General features: G+C 38.5%; 13 protein-coding genes and 1 tRNA gene. 10 read left to right on the forward strand and 4 right to left on the reverse strand.

All coding sequences use genetic code 11. The features are described from left to right. Positions 1 to 8: 8 nt before the first annotated feature. The gene (locus tag BFL47_RS07695; protein WP_069659227.1) at positions 9 to 2,306 is read right to left on the reverse strand and encodes a GH92 family glycosyl hydrolase; all 2,298 of its coding nucleotides are present in this window, start codon (positions 2,304 to 2,306) and stop codon (positions 9 to 11) included. A gap of 174 nt (positions 2,307 to 2,480) precedes the next feature. Here BFL47_RS07695 and BFL47_RS07700 point away from each other — a divergent pair, with 174 nt between their 5' ends. The 4 genes from BFL47_RS07700 (at position 2,481) to BFL47_RS07715 (ending at position 11,077) form a co-directional block, all read left to right on the forward strand. Beyond that, entirely contained in the window at positions 2,481 to 4,757 is a 2,277-nt protein-coding gene (locus tag BFL47_RS07700) for a GH92 family glycosyl hydrolase (protein ID WP_139125789.1), read from the forward strand. 134 nt (positions 4,758 to 4,891) lie between these two features. Beyond that, on the forward strand, positions 4,892 to 7,195 hold the full coding sequence (locus BFL47_RS07705; protein ID WP_069659229.1) for a GH92 family glycosyl hydrolase: 2,304 nt from the start codon (positions 4,892 to 4,894) through the stop codon (positions 7,193 to 7,195). A 61-nt stretch (positions 7,196 to 7,256) separates the two neighbouring features. Continuing rightward, positions 7,257 to 9,965, forward strand: a complete 2,709-nt coding sequence (locus BFL47_RS07710) for an alpha-L-rhamnosidase (protein ID WP_069659230.1) — start codon at positions 7,257 to 7,259, stop codon at positions 9,963 to 9,965. Between the two features lie 125 nt (positions 9,966 to 10,090). Next, a complete protein-coding gene (locus tag BFL47_RS07715; protein WP_069659231.1) occupies positions 10,091 to 11,077 on the forward strand; it encodes a glycoside hydrolase family 43 protein in 987 nt (328 codons plus the stop codon). A gap of 269 nt (positions 11,078 to 11,346) precedes the next feature. Here the strand turns inward: BFL47_RS07715 and BFL47_RS19270 are convergent, their stop codons facing one another. Further along, entirely contained in the window at positions 11,347 to 11,529 is a 183-nt protein-coding gene (locus tag BFL47_RS19270) for a hypothetical protein (protein ID WP_083257066.1), read from the reverse strand. A 555-nt stretch (positions 11,530 to 12,084) separates the two neighbouring features. Next, positions 12,085 to 12,161 (reverse strand) — tRNA-Met (locus tag BFL47_RS07725). Between the two features lie 147 nt (positions 12,162 to 12,308). Here BFL47_RS07725 and BFL47_RS07730 point away from each other — a divergent pair. The 3 genes from BFL47_RS07730 (at position 12,309) to BFL47_RS07740 (ending at position 15,449) form a co-directional block, all read left to right on the forward strand. Further along, a complete protein-coding gene (locus BFL47_RS07730) occupies positions 12,309 to 12,689 on the forward strand; it encodes an START-like domain-containing protein (RefSeq protein WP_069659232.1) in 381 nt (126 codons plus the stop codon). A gap of 24 nt (positions 12,690 to 12,713) precedes the next feature. Continuing rightward, on the forward strand, positions 12,714 to 14,153 hold the full coding sequence (locus BFL47_RS07735; protein WP_069659233.1) for an LptF/LptG family permease: 1,440 nt from the start codon (positions 12,714 to 12,716) through the stop codon (positions 14,151 to 14,153). 75 nt (positions 14,154 to 14,228) lie between these two features. After that, positions 14,229 to 15,449: a bifunctional 3,4-dihydroxy-2-butanone-4-phosphate synthase/GTP cyclohydrolase II gene (locus tag BFL47_RS07740; protein ID WP_069659234.1), complete on the forward strand. Its 1,221-nt coding sequence runs from the start codon at positions 14,229 to 14,231 to the stop codon at positions 15,447 to 15,449. Between the two features lie 2 nt (positions 15,450 to 15,451). On the opposite strand, the gene BFL47_RS07745 is transcribed toward BFL47_RS07740, so the two are convergent. Beyond that, complete coding sequence (locus tag BFL47_RS07745; RefSeq protein WP_139125787.1) at positions 15,452 to 19,864, reverse strand: translocation/assembly module TamB domain-containing protein; 4,413 nt, start codon at positions 19,862 to 19,864, stop codon at positions 15,452 to 15,454. A 77-nt stretch (positions 19,865 to 19,941) separates the two neighbouring features. On the opposite strand from BFL47_RS07745, the gene tsaD reads away from it, so the two are divergent. From tsaD to crtD, 3 genes are read left to right on the forward strand one after another with little or no spacing between them, the layout of a single operon-like run. Continuing rightward, positions 19,942 to 20,943: a tRNA (adenosine(37)-N6)-threonylcarbamoyltransferase complex transferase subunit TsaD gene (gene tsaD, locus BFL47_RS07750; RefSeq protein ID WP_069659236.1), complete on the forward strand. Its 1,002-nt coding sequence runs from the start codon at positions 19,942 to 19,944 to the stop codon at positions 20,941 to 20,943. A 9-nt stretch (positions 20,944 to 20,952) separates the two neighbouring features. Continuing rightward, a complete protein-coding gene (locus BFL47_RS19755) occupies positions 20,953 to 21,129 on the forward strand; it encodes a hypothetical protein (RefSeq protein ID WP_170827290.1) in 177 nt (58 codons plus the stop codon). Positions 21,130 to 21,154: 25 nt separating this feature from the next. Further along, positions 21,155 to 22,645 carry a 1-hydroxycarotenoid 3,4-desaturase CrtD gene (gene crtD, locus BFL47_RS07755; RefSeq protein WP_069659237.1) on the forward strand — a complete coding sequence of 497 codons (1,491 nt, stop codon included), beginning with the start codon at positions 21,155 to 21,157 and terminating at the stop codon, positions 22,643 to 22,645. Positions 22,646 to 22,672: the final 27 nt, after the last annotated feature.

Raw genomic sequence — 22,672 nt, forward strand, 5'->3', positions numbered from 1 at the left:
TTTACCTGTTATTTCATTGCAAAGTCTGGAGATTTTGATGCTGATGTGATGCCCCATTTTTTGTTTGGTTTACTACCCATCGTAAATTCAAGTGTTCCTCCTTCAATAATATCCTGATGCGTAATATATGTTTTGTTACACAATTTCCCATTTAATCTAAGTGATTGGATATAAACATTTTTTGCAGACGGATTTTTTGTAGTTACAGTGAAATTTTTATCTCTGCTCAAATGAATAGTTGCCTTTTTTAAAATCGGTGAGCCAATATCATATATTCCACTTGCTGGGTTTACAGGGTAAAATCCCATTGAACTGAATACATACCAGGCACTCATTTGTCCGCAATCTTCATTTCCTGAATAGCCGGAAAATGTATTGTTATATAATTCATTGAGCACTTTTGCCACGTATAACTGCGTTTTCCAGGGCTGGCTGCTGTAGTTATATAAATAGGCAGCATGGTGACTTGGCTCGTTTCCATGTGCATATTGTCCGATAAATCCTGAAGCATTTCCGTTTACTTCTCCCGGAAGGTCATTCAGTGTAAAGAATTGATCCAGTTTTGCGTTGAACTTGCTTTCTCCACCTGTTAAACTAATAAGTCCATTGATGTCCTGGGGTACATACCAGAAATATTGCCAGGCATTGCCTTCTGTATATGGATTGCCTCCATTGCCTCCATATTGCAGTGGATTAAAAGGGGATAACCATTCTCCATTTGCTTTTTTACCGCGGAAGAAACCTGATTGTGCGTCATATAAGTTCTTGTAATAGGCAGCACGGCTCATGAAGTGTTCGTAATCTGCTGTTTTATTTAATTTTTTAGCTAGTTGTGCCACACACCAGTCGTTATATGCTATTTCAAGGGTTATGGATACAGATTGAGACTGGAGATCTTCGGGCATATAGGAATATTTTTCCCATACTTCAAACGGAGAACCAGGATGACTGATAGTTGAGGAACCCTTAATGGCTTCGTAAGCTTTATTGATATCAAATCCTTTTATTCCTTTAAGTGCAGCATCTACAATAACCGGAATGGCATGGTTGCCGATCATGCAATAGTTCTCCTGTCCCCAAAGTTGCCAGATAGGTAAATAACCATAGGTATCATACTGACGCATCATACTGTTGATAAAACCTGCAGTGCGTCCCGGTTGAAGTAAGGTATATAATGGATGTGCGGCCCGGTAGGTATCCCATAATGAAAAGGTGGAATAGTGCATTTTGTCAGGAGCATTCTTTATAGTCATATCAGTTGACATATAATCACCGTTTACATCTGCTACATTATTAGGTTGTATAAAGGCATGATAAAGGCCTGTATAAAAGATTTCTTTTTGTTTTTGTGTGCCTTCTATACTGATTTTTGAAAGCTCTTTTTCCCATTTTTCTGTTGCCTGAGCTACCACCTGATCAAAGTTGGAATCTTGTATTTCTTCCTTAAAGTTTTCTCGGGCATTCGCAGTACTTACTGCTGATAATCCAACTTTTACAATCAGCTCCTGATTGTCTGAGGTGTTGAAATCCAGTACAGAGCGAACATTGGTTCCGTTGACAATGGGGATGTTATGATAGGTGCTGTTGCCATTTACCATTAAAATATTCTGAATAGGTTTTGAAAATTCAGCGTGAAAGTAAATCTTACGCAGCTGTGCCCAACCTGTCAGGATTCTATACCCTTCAATGGTTCTGTCGTTGACCATACGAATTTCTGCTCCAATAACTTTGCAGCTCCAGTATGTTCTTTTTTTATTTAACGTATGGTTTAAGTCAATGACCACATGAGCTTGTTCTGTTTTGGGGAATGTATAACGATGAATTCCTGTATGTTCTGTTGCACTTAACTCAGCATTAATGCCATAATCCTGAAGCTTAACCTGATAGTAACCTGGCTTGGCACTTTCATCTTCATGTGAAAACTTTGATCGGTAACCACTCCCTGGTTTATCAGGATCGCCAGGAATCGTTTTGATTTCTCCTGTTGTTGGCATTAATAAAACATCAAACAGGTCTGAAACACCAGTGCCACTTAGATGAGTGTGACTAAAACCAACGATCGTTTTGTCATTATGATCGTATCCTGAAGCTGGATTATCTGGATTATCTTGTGTATCAGGACTCAATTGGACAAAACCAAAAGGAGTTGTCGCTCCTGGAAAATTACTGCCCGATAAACTGGAGGCATTTATAGCACCTGTACCGATAAATGGATTAACGAAAGATACTATTTTGGGGTCATTCTGGGCATAAAGCGAAGAAGAAAGGAGCGTAATTGCAGCTAAAATTTTTATTTTTGTGTGCATAACGAAGAAATTATAGAGTTTAACGAAAGTCTAGCACAATTATAATAATAAAACTTATAGTTTGCTAAATCGTTTTAATTATTAAATTTGTTTTTAAGAAGAATGTGATGAATAATTACCTCTTTGCTAGTATAAACCATTTGAGAATAAGCTAAATAAATTATGAAGCCTAAAATGTTTTTCGCCATCGCCCTTACAATCAGCTCTTTTGTCGTATTGGGTCAGAATGTTAATCAGGTAACCGACCCTGTAGAGTACGTCAACCCCCTTATGGGAACGGATTCAAAACCCGATTTGTCCAATGGAAATACGTATCCTGCAATAGCGGTACCCTGGGGTATGAACTTTTGGACCCCACAAACAGGGAAAATGGGAGATGGTTGGGCTTACACCTATACAGCCGATAAGATCCGTGGTTTTAAGCAAACACATCAACCATCACCATGGATGAATGACTATGGACAGTTCTCCGTTATGCCGGTAACAGGTAAAATGGTGTTCGAACAGGATGAGCGTGCAAGTTGGTTTTCACACAAAGCAGAAGTATCCAAACCTTATTATTATAGCGTTTATTTAGCTGATGCCAATGTAACAACAGAGTTGACACCAACAGAAAGGGCGGCACAATTTCGTTTCACTTTTCCTAAGGGTGACAGTTCCTATATCGTCATCGATGCCTTCGATAAAGGCTCTTATGTGAAAGTTATTCCTGCAGAACGCAAGATTATTGGTTATTCTACTCGTTATAGTCGTGGTCCTCTTCCTAATTTTAAAAACTACTTTGTGATCTATATCGACAAAGCTTTTGCAGATGCTAAAGTATGGAGTGATAAATCAATTGTAGAAGGGTTAGAGTTAACAGCAAACCATGCTGGGGCCGTTATTGGTTTCAAAACAACAAAAGGGGAAAAGGTGAACATGAAGGTTGCTTCCTCCTTTATTAGTTTTGAACAGGCAGAGTTGAACCTGAAACGAGAACTAGGTAGCGACAGTTTTGATGTTACCGCTCAGAAAGCGAAAGCATTGTGGAACAAACGACTGAATGCTATTTCAGTAGGAGGAGGAACAGTTGACCAGGTGCGTACTTTTTATTCTTGTATGTACCGTACCCTGTTTTTCCCTCATAAGATGTATGAACATGATGCCAATAATAAAATCGTTCACTACAGTCCCTACAATGGTAAAACATTGCCTGGATATATGTTTGCTGGTACAGGCTTCTGGGATACGTTTAGGGCATTGTATCCCTTTTTAAACCTGGTTTATCCTTCAATTAACAAGGAAATGCAGGAAGGTTTAATTAATGATTACAAAGAAGGAGGATGGTTACCTGAATGGTCAAGTCCGGGATATGCAGATATTATGGTTGGTAATAATTCAGCTTCAGTGGTATCGGATGCATATATTAAAGGATTACGTGGCTATGATATCAACACCTTATATAAGGCGCTTACTCACGGAGCGAATAACGAAGGCCCTATCTCAGCAGTAGGCCGTAAAGGAGTGAAGTTTTATAATGAGCTGGGTTATATTCCTTTTGATGTGGATATCAATGAAAATGCTGCCAGAACGCTGGAGTATGCTTATGATGATTTTGCCATCTATCAACTGGGAAAAGCGCTTAACAAACCTGAATCTGAGATTGGAATTTATGCTAAACGGAGTCAGAATTACCGCAACTTGTTTGATCCCTCAAGCGGTTTAATGCGTGGTAAGAATAAAGACGGAAGCTTTCAATCTCCTTTTAGTCCTTTTAAATGGGGTGGAGCTTTTACAGAGGGAAACAGCTGGCATTATTCATGGTCTGTTTTTCATGATATGAATGGACTTGTGAATTTAATGGGAGGAGATCAGAAGTTTGTAACTAAACTGGATTCCGTATTTTCAATGCCTCCCGTTTTTGATGAAAGTGCCTATGGAGGCGTGATCCATGAGATCAGAGAGATGCAGATAGCTAATATGGGCCAGTATGCACATGGAAACCAGCCGATTCAGCATATGATTTATTTGTATAACTATGCAGGCGCACCATGGAAGACACAGTACTGGGCACGTGAAACAATGAACAGAATGTATCGCGCCACACCTGATGGTTATTGTGGAGATGAGGATAACGGACAGACTTCTGCCTGGTATGTATTCTCAGCGATGGGTTTCTATCCGGTTACACCTGCTGTAGATCAGTATGTGCTTGGAGCTCCTTTATTTAAAAAGGTGACTCTTAATCTGGAAAATGGAAAGAAGGTGATCATCAATGCCGGGGCTAACAGTGCAGAAAATAAGTATGTCAAATCTTTAAGCTGGAATGGAAAACCTTATAGCAAAAACTGGGTGAGCCATAGTGAATTGTTAAAGGGTGCAGTGCTTGATTTTAGTATGACCCAAACAGCTAATACACAAAGGGGATCTGATAAAAAGGATTATCCATATTCCTTTTCAACAGATAAATAGTACTGGAGCTCCTAATCAGGTTGATGTTTTCAACAGATAAATAGTGCTGAAACTTCAAATAAGGATGATGTAGAAAACCTATAGATCGGGCGATTGCGAATTGATAATTATTTTTAAAACTGTTATTTTTTATAATGAAGAAACTGCTAACGGTGTTCGTTCTGTGTTCAAGCTTTTATGCTTATAGTCAGAATAAGCAAAATCAATTATTGATTCAATATGTGAAACCCATTATTGGAACGCAAAAGATGGGACATACCTTTCCGGGTGCTACAGTACCTTTTGGAGCCGTACAGCTTAGTCCCGATACTGATACGATTCCTTATGAAAAGGACGGGAAGTATAATAAGGATGTATACCGTTATTGTGCCGGTTATCAATATGACGATCCCACTATTGTGGGGTTCAGTCATACGCATTTCAGTGGTACGGGACATTCAGACTTAGGCGATTTTCTCATCATGCCTACTGTAGGGAAGTTGCAGTTGAATCCGGGAACTGCGGACCATCCTGAGAATGGTTACCGGTCCGCTTTCTCTCATAAAAATGAAGTAGCAGAAGCTAATTATTATAAAGTTAAACTCGATGACCAGCAAATCCTTGCGGAGCTGACTACCTCCACACGAACCGGTTTTCATCAATATACTTTTCCCGCATCTGATGAGGCGCATATTATTCTGGACCTGATGGCGGGGATTTATAATTATGAAGATAAAACGGTGTGGACGCATGTACGGGTAGAAAATGATTCGCTGGTAACGGGTTACAGGCAGACAAATGGTTGGGCAAAAAACCGCATGGTTTATTTTGCCATGTCTTTCTCAAAGCCGTTTAAAGAATATGGTACCAGGGATTATTCCAAGGGACAGGTTTATAAAGGGTTTTGGAGAAAGTTTGATCAGAGTAAAAACTTTCCTGAAATAGCAGGAAAGCAATTGCGGATGTACTTCAATTTCAATACTACAGATCAGGAAAAGATTAAGATCAAGTTTGCCTTATCTCCGGTAAGTACAAAAAATGCACTAGAGAATATGCAGGCGGAAATACCACATTGGGATTTCAACCAGGTGAAGCAAGAAGGACAGCAGCAATGGGAAAAGGAGCTGAGTAAAATTAAAATTAAAGCCGCTGGAACTGAAGAGATGGTCAACTTTTATACCGCGATGTACCATGCTGCCATGATGCCTACGGTTTACATGGATGTGAACGGCGAGTATAAGGGTTTGGATCAGAATGTGCACAAAGCAGAGGGTTTTGTTCATTATACTTCTTTTTCTTTATGGGACACTTACCGGGCCTTCCATCCCTATCTGAACATTGTAAACCCTTCCCGAAACGCAGATATGATTCAATCCATGTTAGCTCATTATGACCAGAGTGCCCAGAAAATGCTGCCTATATGGTCTCATTACGCAAACGATAATTGGTGCATGAGTGGCTATCATAGTGTATCTGTTATTGCTGATGCCATTATAAAAGGAACTTTTAAAGGTGGTGCGGCAAAAGCGCTTGAAGCTTGTGTAACTACAGCCCGGACCAGGAGTTATGAAGGCATTGGTTATTATATTGACATGGGGTATATTCCTCAGGATAAGAACAGTACTTCTGTTTCCTCTACGCTGGAATATGCCTATGATGATTGGTGTATTGCGCAAATTGCAAATAAGTTGAAGCGCACAGACCTGTACAATGAATTTATTAAGCGGGCAGATAACTGGAAAAACGTATACGATTCTTCTATTGGTTATATGCGGCCAAGAATGACTGACGGCACTTTCAGGAAGGAATTTGATGTATTGAAAACTGACGGACAGGGTTTTATTGAAGGGAACACCTGGAATTATAGTTTATATGTTCCACAGGATCCCGATCAGATGATCGAAATGATGGGTGGTAAAAAGAAGTTTGCTGTACATCTTGATTCCTTGTTCAGTATGCATTTGCCTGATGAGTTTTTTGCAGAAACAGAGGATATTACAAGGGAAGGCATTATTGGAAACTATGTGCATGGTAATGAACCTTCACACCATGTTGCCTATTTATATAACCGGACTGGACAGCCCTGGAAAACGCAGGAGAAAGTAAGGATGATTCTGAAAAAGCAATATCACACTGGTCCTGGTGGATTAGGAGGGAATGATGACTGCGGACAAATGAGTGCCTGGTATATATTCAGTTCACTAGGTTTTTACCCGGTGGCACCTGCTTCTGATCAGTATTGGTTAGGAAGTCCTTCTGTTTACTCAGCCGCTATACAGCTTGAAAATGGGAAAATATTTAAAGTAGAAGCTAAAAATCAGAGTGATAAGAATGTATATGTACAAAAGGTAACCTTGAACGGTAATGCTCTTGATCGGTTGTATATTTCCCATCATGATATTACGGAAGGAGGAACTCTTATTTATACGATGGGACCAAAACCTAAAATTAGTAAATAGCCTGTTATTTATCTTTTAAAATGAACCTCTTAAAACAGGTGAACCCAAATTATAGATCTTTATGAAACAGCAATATTTCTTTTTAAAAGCTTTGCTCGTGTTCGGTATTGCAGGAATTTTCTCTGCAAATGCTGAGGCACAGAACTTAGAAGTTGTCAAAACAAGATGCGAATATTTGATTAATCCGATAGGAATTGATGCAAGTGCACCTCGGTTTACCTGGCAGCTCAGCGACAAACGTCAAGGAGCTAAACAAACTGCCTTTAGATTGATTATTGGTGTTGATTCATTAGGTCTCCTGAAAGGTGAAAATCTGGTATGGGATTCCAAAAAACAGAATAATGATGCGATGCTGGTATCCTATTCTGGGACTGCACTGCTTCCAGTTACCAAATATTACTGGCGGGTAGCATCCTGGGATCAAACAGGAAAACCGTTGAATTCCCCTGTTGCTACTTTTGAAACTGGTTTAATGTCATCAACAAACTGGAAAGGTACATGGATCAGCGATGAAGGTGATATTTATTTGAAACCTGCCCCATTATTCAGAAAAGACTTTGTTACGAAGAAAAAAGTGAAACAAGCCAGGGCTTATATTGCAGTTGCAGGTTTGTTCGAATTATATGTCAATGGAAAGAAAATAGGCAATCATCGTTTGGATCCTATGTATACCCGTTTTGACAGGCGGAACCTGTACGTGGTTCATGATATTTTCTCTTCTCTTCAGGAAGGCGAAAATGCAGTTGGGGTGATGCTGGGTAACGGATGGTATAATCATCAGTCCACAGCTGTTTGGGACTTTCATAAGGCTCATTGGCGTGCCAGACCAACATTTTGTATGGATATCAGAATTACCTATGAAGATGGAACAGTAGAGATGATTAAATCTGATAAATCATGGAAAACTTCATTAGGTCCGGTTATTTTTAACAGCATATATACTGCTGAACATTATGATGCACGTTTGGAGCAGATAGGCTGGAATTCTCCTGGTTTTGATGATTCAAAATGGAAAGGGGTGATAAATAGAACAGCTCCTTCTTTAAATATTGTATCTCAAGCCATGCAACCTGTACGAAATGTAGAGGAAATTAAAGCGCAGAAAATAACCCGGATTAATGATACCACGTATGTGTTTGACCTGGGCAGGAACATTTCAGGAGTAAGTAAAATTTCGTTGCAGGCTCAAGAGGGTACAAGGCTTCGGTTAATTCATGGTGAACGCCTCGGAAAAGATGGCCGGGTTGACTTGTCCAATATAGATTTACATTATCGCCCCACAGACAATCAGGATCCTTTTCAAACCGATGTCTTTACACTAAGCGGTAGGGGATTAGAAACTTTTATGCCGCGCTTTAATTATAAGGGCTTTCAATATGTAGAGGTAACCAGTAACAGACCAATACAGTTGACAAAAGAAAGTCTGAAGGGCTACTTTATGCATAGCGATGTTCCTGTTTCGGGATCAATTAAATCGTCTAATCCAACTATTAATAAGCTTTGGTTTGCAACAAATAATTCATACCTGTCTAATCTTTTTGGTTATCCAACAGATTGTCCGCAACGGGAGAAAAATGGCTGGACAGGTGATGCACAGATTGCTATAGAAACCGGTTTATATAATTTTGACGGGATAACCGTATATGAAAAATGGATGGCTGACCATCGCGATGAACAACAACCCAATGGCGTTCTTCCCTCTATTATTCCCACTAATGGTTGGGGGTATGAATGGGGTAACGGTCCGGACTGGACAAGCACTATTGCCATTATTCCATGGAACCTGTACCTTTTTTATGGCGACATTAAAACACTGCAGGATTGTTATGAGCCCATTAAACGGTACGTGGATCATATCGATGAGTTGAGTCCTACCGGTTTAACTGATTGGGGATTGGGTGACTGGGTGCCTGTGAAATCAAAGTCACCTGTAGAGCTTACCTCTACTTGTTATTATTATGCCGATGCCATTATCCTTTCCAATGCGGCTAAGCTGTTTGGCCACACTGCAGATTATGAAAAATACAGTGCTTTAGCAGCTAAGATCAAAAAAGCGTTTAATGATAAGTATCTGAATCGGGATACTGGAATTTATGGAAGTGGTGTGCAGACCGAATTGAGTGTGCCACTTTATTGGGGCTTGGTGCCGGAGGACATGAAAGAAAAAGTTGCCTCTAGTCTGGCTAACCGGGTAGCAGCAGATCATTTTCAGCTGGATGTTGGTTTACTGGGAACCAAGGCTATTTTGAACGCCTTAAGTGAAAATGGACATGCCGATGTAGCATATCGACTCGCCTCAAATGAGAAATATCCTTCCTGGGGATGGTGGATTGCTAACGGAGCCACTACGTTATATGAAAATTGGAACATTCAATCTAAATATGATATCTCGTTAAATCATATCATGTTTGGTGAAATCGGTGCATGGTTGTTTAAAGGGCCGGGTGGCATTAAACCTGATCCTCAATCACCAGGTTTCAAGAATGTGCTTCTTAGGCCTCACTTTGTTCCTGGCTTAAGCCAATTTGAAGCAAAACATGAAGGGCCTTACGGTATCATAAAATCATCATGGAAGAGGGTAGGTAAAAAAATCGTTTATGAGGTTATCGTACCTGCAAACTCAAGTGCCTCTGTATATCTTGAATCCGGGAAAGTTAAATCACTTCGAGAGGGACCAAAATCTTTAAATCAAAAGTTGAATCCGATCCATACCACTGAAGGTGATCAATTTCAAATAGAAGCGGGAACCTATACTTTTGAAATTATATAATTGTATTGGTTATGCTATTTGCGTATTGACCAACGATAAGTTTTGAGCTATTTATTTAATTAGGGTTAAATAGATTCACCATTTGTTTAAGCCTCTAAAGAAATTTAATTTTAATATAATCGAACATGAAATCTATTTTATTACTGTTTGTTTGTGGTTTTACTACGCTTTATTTAAACGCACAACCGCAAAAAAAGATAGCGGGCAAATCTGGTAATCCCGTGTTTCCCGGTTGGTATGCTGATCCGGAAGGTGCTGTCTTTGGAAAGACCTATTGGATTTATCCCACTTTTTCAGACAAGTATGAGAACCAGGTATTTTTAGATGCCTTCTCTTCATCAGATTTAACGCACTGGACCAAACATGAACGGGTTGTTGATACCCTGAACTTCAAGTGGGCCAAGAAAGCGGTATGGGCCCCTTCCATAATTAAGAAGGATAAGAAATACTACCTTTTGTTCGCAGCAAATGATATCCAGAGTGATCAGGAAGTAGGAGGTATAGGAATAGGCGTTTCTGATAAACCGGAGGGGCCATTTCGCGATCATCTGGGCAAACCGCTTGTAGACAAGTTTCACAATGGGGCGCAGCCAATAGATCAGTTTGTTTTTAAAGATAAAGATGGGCAGCATTACCTGATTTACGGAGGCTGGAAGCACTGCAATATTGCCAAATTAAAGGACGACTTTACGGGATTTACCCCTTTTGCAAATGGAAAAACCTTTGAAGAAATAACCCCTGAAGGATATGTGGAAGGGCCTTATATGTTTATGCGAAATGGTAAATATTACTTTATGTGGTCTGAGGGAGGATGGACAGGACCTGATTATTCGGTAGCTTATGCAATAGCAGATTCGCCTACAGGGCCCTTTAAAAGAATAGGCCAAATACTGAAACAAGATCCTAAAGTTGCAACTGGTGCCGGTCATAATTCTGTAATCAAGCATCCAGGTAAGGAGCAATATTACATTGTATACCACAGGCGACCGCTGGGAGAGACGAACGGGAATCATCGTGTTACTTGTATTGAGAAAATGGAATTTGATGCTGATGGCTTAATTAAGCCTGTGCAGATTACATTTGAAGGGGTTGATGCAGATGCAATTAAATGATTATTTTTTAAAAAGGCCGAATGGATGATTTCCATTTGGCCTTTTTAATTTTCTTGGTTCAGAAAGTGCAATTAATACGGCTCCAGCTACCATAAAAGAGGCTCCAACCAGCAATTGTCAGGTGAATTTTTCTTTTAAGGATAGTATGGATATTACAATTAAGAAAACCATGGAGAGTCGTTCTATGGTTGCAACGTAGGAGGCAGGCCTCATGGATAATGCTTTGTAAGATAACAAGGAGGAAAGAGAAGTGGCTATTCCTGCCAGGATTAATAACATCCATATTTACTTTCAATTTCTTTTAATCCGGCAAAGGTTCCCTGATAGGATACTACTCCCCAAGTAATTGTTAAAATGAAAATAGATTGAATAGCGAAAGCAAGACTAGAGTCTGCATTTTTTAATCCTGCTTTCGTTAGGATGATAACTCGTGCTACTGAAACAGTAGCCATGAGAGCTCAAATGATCCACATAAATCACATTTTTTTATTTTAACACAGGTAAGGTGGAAGTGATTGTAACAATACCCGATCAAACGCATTCACCTAAATACGCTACAAAGTGCTTTATTGTATAGTTTAAACAATAACTGATTATAGTTTATAGCAAAAATAAACTAATAAGAATCAGGTGTAAGTCCGACTTAAACTATCTAATACCGGACTTATTATGGACCCATATCGCATTCTTATTAGAGTATTTAAAATTCAAGCTTACATGAATAGGTTAGTTATACTCATGTGTTTTGTGATAAAAAAGAGAAGAAAATGCATAAGAAGGTTGCGCATGATACTTAAAAATCAGTATCAAATATCAAAAACAATAAAACAATTAATTAGCTTAAATATGCGCTCGATGATTAATCGCACAATACGTAATAGGTGATATGATAAAGGTAGTAAATGAAAGTTTAAACAATCCCGCTATCGGTCATGTTTTAATAAAGACATTAAAACCGAAAAGAGGCATTCCTGAATCAAATCTGGATAATGCCTCTTTTGTTTATTTGGTAGCGGGGAGCAGGATCGAACTGCCGACCTCAGGGTTATGAATCCTGCGCTCTAACCATCTGAGCTACCCCGCCGTGTTCATATTTGATTGGCTTTATAGTTTGCAACAAAGCAAATTACATTGCCGCCTTTCAAAATTGAGTTGCAAATATAGTTTAAATTACTTTTCTTTAGGAAATAAATCTAAAAAATGCTTGCATTAGGTTTTTTGAATCAAGAAAATGTCTGAGAAAAAGAAGTTTACGTTAGAGTACGAAATTCATTCTTCACCTAAAATTTTGTTTACTTTCCTGAATGAACCCAATGGATTGGCTCAATGGTTTGCTGATGACGTTTTATACAGGGAACAAATCTATTCGTTTATGTGGGATGGAGAAGAGCACAGAGCAAAACTTACAAACGTAAAAGAGAACAAATTTGTTCGGTTTAGATGGCTTGATGATGAACCTCAATATTTCTTTGAGATGGAGATTCTACAGGATGAGTTAACAAATGATGTTGCTTTATCCATAACAGATTTTGCGCCGCCTGAAGCTATTGAAGAAAGAAGACTTATTTGGGATAATCAAATTCAGTATTTGATCAGTGTATTAGGTGCATAAGTAACAATTCACTAATTTTGTAAAGTGAAGAAAGTATATCTGCTACTAATTAAGGCATTCATTAAGCCTTTTATTGTAACCTTTTTCATTGTGATGTTTGTGTTGCTGATGTTGTTTTTATTCAAATACATCGACGATCTGATTGGTAAAGGATTTGAGTGGCATGTGATTTTGCGTTTGTTACTATACGCTTCGGCAACAAATGTGGCGATGGCTCTGCCTTTGGCTATGTTGCTTTCGTCCATTATGACTTTTGGGAACCTGGGTGAAAGTTATGAGCTTGTTGCTATAAAATCTATTGGAGTTTCTTTACAAAAGGCAATGCGTCCTTTGTTTTTGCTTGTCACATTATTAAGTATCTCTGCGTTTCTGTTTTCCGATTATATGCTTCCTGTTGCAAACTTAAAAATGGGTTCTTTATTGTATGATGTCCGAAATCAAAAAGCATCATTCCTGATAGAAGAAGGTATTTTTAATAATAGTATTGAAGGTTACGCCATACGTGTTCAACAAAAAGGAGATGATGGTCGTACTTTGAAAAATGTCTTGATCTATGATCAAACAGGAACTAATGGGAATATTTCTACTACATTAGCTAAAGAAGGGTTAATGTACAAAATAAACAAGGACCGTACATTGGTATTGGAATTGAAAGATGGGGTTCGTTATGAAGAAACATCAGGTGATAAATCTTATAACCCAAGACAACGTTTTACCCGATATCGTTTTAAAGCTACAGAGCAGAAGTTTCCGCTGGATGATTTTGAAATGAAACGGACAGATGAGGGTCTTTTTAAGTCTAATTATGCCATGTTAAACCTTCGTCAGTTGAAGATTTATAAAGATTCGACAACACGGCAGGCGGATAGTGCTGTAAAGGCAATAATGCCTTTTATTGCTCCATCATACAGACTGTTTAGTTTTGTGAAACCGCCCGATCGTCCTGTTCGGACTGTTAAAGTATACCAGAACAGTGTTTCCGAGCTTTTTAAGCAAGATCAGAGGTCGTCTGCAGTAAGTTATGCACTAAATGAAGCGCGATCTGTTACCGAGACGCTGACAGGAAGAACTGAAGAGTATTTATCACTGCAAAAAACAATCAGGCGTTATTTGATTGAGTATAACCGGAAGTTTACCTTATCAGTGTCCTGCCTGGTGTTGTTTTCAATAGGGGCTCCTCTTGGCGCAATCATCCGTAAAGGTGGGCTGGGTCTGCCAGTTGTCATGTCCATCATCTTCTTCCTGATCTATCATATCATTTCTACGATTGGAGAAAAATCAGCTAAAGAAGGTTCCATGTCACCTGTATTCGGCATGTGGATTGCTATATTTGTCCTAACCCCCCTTGGTATATTTTTAACTTACAAGGCTGCCAGCGATTCTGCTTTGTTTGATGCTGATTCATATAAGCAGGCCATTGTAAAATTCTTTAATCGCTTTAAGAAGAATAAAACCGTTAAATAAGTATAGGGATGTTCTTGTGAATCTTTACCTATCTATTATAGTAATCTTGACGGATTAACTTAATTTTGTACTCAAATGAATATTAAACTTAATACAATTGAAGAAGCCATTGACGAGCTTAAAGCCGGCAAGGTTATCATTGTAGTTGATGATGAAGATCGGGAAAACGAAGGAGACTTTATTACTACAGCCCGCAACGTAACTCCTGAAATTATAAACTTCATGGCCGCATATGGCAGAGGTCTGATTTGCGTACCAATGACGGAGGCGAGATGTGATGAACTGGGCCTTAATTTGATGGTAGGGAACAATACAGCTCTTCATGAAACGAATTTTACGGTATCAGTAGATTTAATAGGTAATGGTTGCACGACAGGTATTTCAACGTCCGATCGTTCCAAAACAATACAAGCTTTAATTCATCCTGCTACTCGTCCGGAAGACCTGGGTCGCCCTGGTCATGTGTTTCCATTGCGAGCTAAAGAAGGAGGCGTATTACGCCGTGCCGGACATACTGAAGCGGTCGTAGATTTGGCCAGTATAGCTGGAATGGAACCTGCGGGTGTTTTGGTTGAAATCATGAAAGAAAACGGGGAAATGGCCCGTCTTCCAGACTTGATGATCATTGCAGAGAAGCATAATTTAAAGATAATTTCCATTAAGGATCTCATAAACTATCGTTTGCAAACGGAATCTTTAATTACTAAAGAGGTTTCGGTAACGCTTCCTACCGAGTGGGGCGATTTTCAAATGATAGCTTATACCCAAACTGATACTCAGGAACATCACCTTGCTCTTATTAAAGGGGAGTGGGAGCCTGATGAACCGGTTCTAGTGCGTGTACACAGTTCTTGTGTGACTGGTGATATATTTGGTTCATGCAGATGTGATTGTGGACCTCAGCTTCATAAAGCGATGCAAATGATTGATGCAGCGGGGAAAGGCGTTGTTATTTATATGAATCAGGAAGGTCGTGGAATAGGGCTCATTAATAAGCTTCATGCCTATAATCTTCAGGAGAATGGTTTTGATACGGTTGATGCCAATCTTCAACTTGGTTTTAAAATGGATCAACGGGATTATGGTGTAGGTGCTCAAATATTAAGAAGTCTGGGCATTACTAAAATGAAATTACTATCTAATAATCCAACTAAGCGTGCCGGACTAATAGGATATGGGATAGAGATCGTTGAGAACATTCCAATCGAAATAGCTTCTAATGTTCATAATGAATTGTACCTGAAGACTAAGCGTGATCGAATGGGCCATTCTATTATGATTAATCCAATTATTTAATATTATTTGGATACTTTCCGTTTGGGAGTGTCTGATGAAGATGGTAAAATAACGGTAGCAGGAGTTGAAGGAGATGTAGAAACAGGGATGGGAGCAGGTAATTGTCTTTCATCCCTTCTTCTTTTACCAACCAAGGCGCGTAAAAATTCGTTTAGGGTTTCAAAGTCTTGTCGGTAAAGTAACCCAATAGCACTGATATATTCCTGATCAGGATTTAGAAAGTTTCTATTGTTTAACCGGTTTGATGCTCTTACATTCAAACTTCCGTCTTTTCGCAGTAGGTATAGAAGCTCAACATCTCTGGCCACTGAATTGCCAATAATGTTTAAGTCGTTCAGTTCTGCTCTTCGGTCTGTAACACCTCCTGTGATTACTAAACGATCTTTTAATAGCCGTAATGAAGCGCTGGCCTCGTTCAGCGAGCGAATATTTAAATCTACAAAATTAAGATTAAGAGATTGAGCGAGAATATTATTCAGCTGGTTAAAGAAGAGCTCAGTACCGGCACTGAATAAAGTTGAGTTAACGGCTTGTACATTAACAAGTCCGGTGTTGGGGGAAAATGAGCGTCGCACAATTAAACTCAAAGCTTGTGTATTCTTATTATTTACATCGCTAAAGTAGTTTTGAAACTCATCTTTGAAATAAGTATCTGTAGGGAAGTTGATGTCAAAGGAGATATCTGGTTGTGCCAGATTGCCGCTCAGGTTCATTATCGCTTCGGCCAGTACCCTTCCTGTTGATGACGCTGCTCTTCCCGCTGCCTGATAAAGAGGGCTGATGTCAGTTCTCACACCATAAACTGCTTTTAAGTTAATGAGGGCGTCTGAGGGGTCGCCTGTCCAGCGGATAGACCCACCCTGACTTAGATCAAATATTTTATTGATGAAATCTTGTGCGGTAAGTTGAAATTTACCACTTGATATGAGGTAATCGCCGTACATTTCGAAATCACCTAAACTGGTAATCTTCAGATTTAGAGTGGCATTTCCTCTTCCGTTTAATTTTCCCAGGTTGGTTATTATATTGACCTGACTGTTTTCATCTACTACCAGATCGAAATTCATGACAAGCCCCTGAAAGAAAGATTGTGCTTTAGGAGTGAATGAAGAGTCTTTTGCTACAAAAGTGATATAATCATTATTTCCTATTGTTTCAGAGGCATTTAAAGGGATGTTGAATACGGTACCTGCTTCAGTTTTGGCATTTATATCGATATTCATACTTTTTGTGGGTCCTCTGAACTTGAAGGTTCCTGTTGCATAAGCTGTTCCGTAATAGATGGGATTGTCTTTTGCAGTTGTATTCAATGCCATGAAACTAGTAGCCCTGATTGAAATATTCATCACCGGATTCTGTAGGTTGGTCAAGTCTACTGTTCCTGTGGCAATGGCTTTATTGTTGTTGATGTCCGTTAATTCCAGATCATCTAGATTTATGACACTGTTTTCTATGGAAACATTATCTGTGATCCGGTACGGGGTTCGTAAATAATTCACTGTTAGGTGAGCATCTTTTAAGTTTAAGGTTCCGTTTATTTTAGGATCAAGAATGTTACCGCTTATATTTACTTTGGCAGACACTTTACCTTTAACATTGGAAACCAGGCTTCGTATGGCAGGGGTAAAGATGACAAGTTCATTATCCTCCATATTTACGTTTAAATCGAGTGTGTTGATTTCTGCGCTGGCGTTGTAGGTTCCCTGGATATTCATGGTTTTTGTGCCATTTTTTGTGATATCCATGTTGACATTTACAAGTTTGGTCTGATTATCCAGATCTGCGACTAGTTTAAGGTCACCTATCTCTGTATTATTCATCACAAGGGTATCAATCTTTAATTCTGACTCTACTTTTGCGGTTTTTAAAACAGAACTTAAAGCTATATTTCCGTTCAGTTGTCCTCCAAGAACAACTCCCGCTGCTTTTGTCAAAGAATTGAAGGTTACAAGGGTGAAATTTTGGAACCCTATATTCAGCTTTTCATCAGGTTGGTCAGAGATAATTCCATCAATGGTTAAAAGTTGGTCATTTCGTAAGAGTTCAAAGCCCTGGATAAACACTTTACGTTTATCAAATCGTAGTTTAACTTGCTCGGGGACTTTCCAGATCTCTCTGTTAATAATAAAATCAGAAGGAAGCAGGCTTAATTTGGCAAGGGTGTCAGTTCCAAATTCTACCAAAGCATTTAAATCGAGCTGATTGTTGGCATCTTTATCTGAGAGCTTGATATTGAGGGCCAGACTGTCGTTATATAGTATGTTGGCTACGTTTATATTCTGGATGTATAGACTATCGGTTATGTCAATGCGGTCAGCGGTCATAAACAAGTTAAGGGCTTTACTTGCTGCTGATTCATCGATAATGAAATTATTCACTTTAATCTTTTTATACTGGATCAGTTCACTGGATCCGTTAATTGCGGCGAGACTATCCTGGCTATTGAATCGACCGTAGAAAACGGCACCTTTAGGTATTTTTAGATCAGGAATGAGAAGCATGCTCAAAGGGGCAAAATCTTTTACGTTTAAGTAAAAATTAAATTTCTGTAAGCCAAACTGCCGGATATCAGTTTTTAGTGATGGAATATAGCGTTTAACTACCGATTTAAAATAGGATGGAAGGGTATTCAGATCATATTGACCATTGATTTTAGCTTCGACTATATCTGAATTTATAGCTATTGATCTGGAGCTGCCAATTCCATCGGCACTTAAAATGATAGAATTCACTACTAATGAACTGTCGGAACTGGTAAACCTTAACCGATTCATTTCTAGTTTACCTTCAATGTTATTTAAATTATTTCCTGTAAATGTGGTAGTTAAGTCTGCATCTAACTGAAGTGTGTCTTTGGAAAAATGGAGTTTATGCAGATTTACACCTGTAAGTGAGGCATTAAAATTAAAGGATGGCAGTTTCGTGTTTAAATTAATGTCGCCATCGAAATCTAGCTTTATATTAGGATCATTGATTTTAATATTGCCCTTGAAGAGTTTATTGATAATATTCCCGTTGATATTAATATTGGTATACCGGTAGCCTTTTAGATCAAAGTAGGTTGCTTTTGCATCTATTTTGTCCTTGAGTTGATTCATTTTAAAGCCTTTTCCATCAACTTTGGCGGTAAGTGTGGTACGACCAAGTGTTTTTTGATCGAGTAATTCTCCCAGGTTGAAATCTATCGCTTTGACGGTTCCTGAATAGGCCGGTAGATTTAAAAGATTAATTCGGATGTCAGGAATTACACGTCCAAGGCTTGTTTTGATTTCACCCTTAGTCTCAAAATCTTTAATGAACCCTTTAAATGAACCGGTAAAGCTTACATTACCTAGCTTTTGTGCAATTACTGGAATTCTACCGGTTAGTCCTGTTGCTCGTTTTATTAAATTATCCGCATCTTTTTTATTCGTAAAGAACCGCTCTATTTTTAAATCTAAATGGGTTTTATCCAGGTTCGGCAGTCCCTTAATTTTAAAGTCACCTTTAACATAAGTGGCCTGACCTGCAGTAATGGAGAATTTTTGTGCGTTTATGTTATTTACAAATCCACTTAAATCTCCGTTAAGTTTAACGGAAATATTCATTTTATCGAGTGCAGTGGTGAAGTAAGAGATGTCTTTAGAATCTAATGTGCTATTTTTTAATGATCCCTTAACGTATACTTTGTTGATAAAGTCGCTGAAGTCACCAAAGTTTTTGTATTTAAATACTAGATAATTACTAACCAGACTCCTATCTGTTTCCAAATGAAGGTCCGCAAATTCCATCCTTGCCGTATCAATTGTTGCATTGGCATTTAAATTATTGAGCTTGAATCCACTACTTTCCTTAAAAGATAGACCGCGAATCTTCGCTTTAAAGAGGTGTTTATTGATGTCTATTGCCGTTAAAACGGTATTTAATTCACTCAGTGCAATATGGTTGAAATTAACGCCAGTTGTAATAGTAGAGTCATTTAGGTTTTTATATTTAAAGGATGTGTTGTTCACAATGACCTTTTCTAAAGTAATTGTGTAGGGTTTCCCTGTTGTTTTCTGTTTGGGTTTACCAAAGTTAAAGTAATTGAGAATAAACTGGAGGTTGGTGGTTTTATTTGGATAACGTTTTAGGAAGAATGATCCGTTATCCAGTTGGATCGTATTGATATCAATGATTTTATTTTTTAATGAAAGTAAATTTAAGTCAACAGAGAACTTAGGTGTATAAAGTAATGTATCTTTATCGCGGTCTTGTACATATAAGCCTTCAAGAACTAGAAGTTTGAACGGTTTAATGTACAGGCTAGTAATCTCGATTTTAGTATCGAGTTCTTTTGATAAATAGGTGGCAGCCTTTTTGGCAGCAAATGTTTGGACTGATTTAAATTGCAGTGCAAATATTAGTGATGCAGCCAGCAAAATTATTGCTGACAAAATCCATAATGTTATTTTAAGTAGTTTTTTAATAATTTTGTACTTTAAGTATCACAACAACAAATTCATTATCTGGTTTGGCTACAATTCTCGCTATCGAATCATCCTGCGATGAAACCTCTGCATCTATATGTAAAGATGGTAAAATCCTATCTAATATAATTGCAACTCAAGCAGTTCACGAAAAATATGGAGGCGTAGTTCCAGAACTTGCCTCCAGGGCTCATCAACAAAATATCATTCCTGTAGTGGTAGAGGCTATTTTGGCTGCTAAAGTAAGCAAAAAAGACATTCAAGCAGTTGCTTTTACCAGAGGACCCGGACTTTTAGGGTCTTTACTTGTAGGAACTTCCTTTGCTAAAGGCTTTGCATTGGCTCTTAATGTGCCTCTGATTGAAATAAATCATATGCATGCCCATATACTGGCTCATTTCATAGATGATCCTAAACCTGCGTTTCCTTTTCTTTGTCTTACGGTATCTGGAGGGCATACACAAATTATCCTTGTGAGGGATTATTTTGATATGGAGATTGTTGGGGAGACCACTGATGATGCAGCAGGAGAGGCGTTTGATAAGACCGCAAAAATATTGGGTTTGCCTTATCCTGGGGGACCCTTAGTGGATAAACAGGCCCGGATAGGTAATCCGCATGCCTTTGTTTTTCCTGAACCGCAAATCCCCGGATTGAATTTTAGCTTTAGCGGATTAAAAACATCGATACTCTATTTTGTAAAAGATCATAAGAAGCTTGATCCGGATTTTGTGCAGAATAATTTGGCAGATATTTGTGCTTCTGTACAGTATCGGATCGTTACTATACTGCTTAATAAATTGAAAAAGGCAGCTAAACAATACCACATTTCTGATGTTGCAATCGCAGGAGGTGTTTCAGCAAATTCGGGGCTCCGTGATCTGCTTACTGAAACAGCTGTGAAAGAAAACTGGCAGATTTATATTCCTGCATTTGAATATTGTACCGATAATGCTGCTATGATTGCCATTGCCGGATATTATAAATATATTCATGGAGATTTTGTTGGACAGGATGTTTCTCCCCTTGCCCGAATGGACTTTTAAAAAAAAACAATGATAGTTAACTCATTAATATTCGCCTTCGTTTTCGCAGTTCCACTATTGGGCTTTATTTTTTATCTGATTTGGAAAGATAAACAGAAACGTAATTTGGGTATTGCGGTGTTAATAGTGCTCCTTGTATTTGCAGTGCTTGTTGCTTATCAGGCTAATAAGGATAAGGGGATTTAAGTTCATTCCTGCATAAAAGTTTCGAATGGTCGACAGTCAAATACGGAGTGAACACGTTATTGTTATAGGTGCAGGCATTGCAGGGATCGCTACTGCAATTAGACTAGCCATAAAGGGGTATAAAGTCGATGTTTATGAGGCTAATTCAGTTCCAGGAGGTAAATTAACTGAATTTACCAATTTAGGATTTCGCTTTGATGCAGGTCCAAGTTTGTTTACCATGCCTCAATATGTAGATGAATTGTTTCGCCTGGCAAATAAAGACCCCCAAGATTATTTCAGATATAAGAAACTTGAGGTGGTATGTCAGTACTTTTTCGAGGATAGCACTAATTTAACGGCTTGGTCAGATCCTGATAAATTGGCTAAAGAGTTTGAATTGAAAACCAGTGACACCAAAGAATCAATCACTCGGTTTCTGAAAAATAGCAGCAAGATTTATACAATAACCCATCATGTTTTCTTAGAAAAATCTCTTCATAAGCTGAGCACTTACTTCAATTGGAGTACGATGAAGTCCCTTTTAAGTTTCCTGGATATTGATCCCTTCAGGACGATGAACAAGGCAAATGAAAGTTATTTTCAGGACAGTAAAACGCGTCGTTTTTTTAATCGATATGCCACATACAATGGCTCAAACCCTTATAGTGCCCCTGCAACTCTGAATATTATCCCTCATTTGGAGCAACATTTTGGTGCTTATTTCCCGGAAAATGGGATGTATAGCATCAGCAGCTCTCTGGTCAGGCTTGCAGAGGAGCTTGGCGTTCATTTTCATTATAATGCAAAAGTTGACGAGATTCTTCTCGAAGATAAAAAGGTAAAAGGAATAAGAGTTACTGATAAATCTATTTATGCACCATATGTCATATCAAATATGGATGTGTGGTTTACCTATAATCAGCTGTTAAAAGGGGTAAAGAAACCTGAAAAGATCTTAAAACAGGAAAGAAGCAGTTCTGCACTTATCTTTTATTGGGGTATAAATAAGGCATTTCCCTTGCTCGATTTGCACAATATTTTCTTTAGTGAGGATTATGAAAAGGAGTTTTCTGCCATTTGGAACCAGCAAACTATTTATAATGATCCTACTGTTTATGTGAATATTTCATCAAAATATTGCCCTACTGATGCGCCAATAGATGCAGAAAACTGGTTTGTTATGATTAATGTACCAGCTAATACCGGGCAGGACTGGGATGGATTAATTGCAGCGGCAAGGACTCATATTATAGAGAAATTAAGCCGGATATTAAAAGTAGATATTGGATCACTCATTGTGTCCGAAAATGTATTGGATCCAAGAACTATTGAATCTAATACATTTTCATATCAAGGCTCCTTATATGGCACGAGTTCAAATGGTAAATTTGCTGCTTTCCTCCGTCATCCTAATTTTTCCAGTAGTATTGATGGGCTTTATTTTGTTGGAGGAAGCGTTCATCCTGGAGGAGGCATTCCATTAGCATTACTATCAGCTAAAATTATTGATGATAGTTTTTCAACATGCCAGTAATTCAAGCTTCATTTTTTCGTAATTTTA

Source organism: Arcticibacter eurypsychrophilus, assembly GCF_001730525.1.
GTDB lineage: Bacteria > Bacteroidota > Bacteroidia > Sphingobacteriales > Sphingobacteriaceae > Arcticibacter > Arcticibacter eurypsychrophilus.

What these genes read in the sequence shown, in the direction of transcription:
- BFL47_RS07695 (WP_069659227.1), bottom strand. Translation starts at nt 2,306, where the DNA reads ATGCACACAAAAATAAAAATTTTAGCTGCAATTACGCTCCTTTCTTCT.
- BFL47_RS07700 (WP_139125789.1), top strand. Translation starts at nt 2,481, where the DNA reads ATGTTTTTCGCCATCGCCCTTACAATCAGCTCTTTTGTCGTATTGGGT.
- BFL47_RS07705 (WP_069659229.1), top strand. Translation starts at nt 4,892, where the DNA reads ATGAAGAAACTGCTAACGGTGTTCGTTCTGTGTTCAAGCTTTTATGCT.
- BFL47_RS07710 (WP_069659230.1), top strand. Translation starts at nt 7,257, where the DNA reads ATGAAACAGCAATATTTCTTTTTAAAAGCTTTGCTCGTGTTCGGTATT.
- BFL47_RS07715 (WP_069659231.1), top strand. Translation starts at nt 10,091, where the DNA reads ATGAAATCTATTTTATTACTGTTTGTTTGTGGTTTTACTACGCTTTAT.
- BFL47_RS19270 (WP_083257066.1), bottom strand. Translation starts at nt 11,529, where the DNA reads ATGGCTACTGTTTCAGTAGCACGAGTTATCATCCTAACGAAAGCAGGA.
- BFL47_RS07730 (WP_069659232.1), top strand. Translation starts at nt 12,309, where the DNA reads ATGTCTGAGAAAAAGAAGTTTACGTTAGAGTACGAAATTCATTCTTCA.
- BFL47_RS07740 (WP_069659234.1), top strand. Translation starts at nt 14,229, where the DNA reads ATGAATATTAAACTTAATACAATTGAAGAAGCCATTGACGAGCTTAAA.
- BFL47_RS19755 (WP_170827290.1), top strand. Translation starts at nt 20,953, where the DNA reads ATGATAGTTAACTCATTAATATTCGCCTTCGTTTTCGCAGTTCCACTA.
- crtD (WP_069659237.1), top strand. Translation starts at nt 21,155, where the DNA reads ATGGTCGACAGTCAAATACGGAGTGAACACGTTATTGTTATAGGTGCA.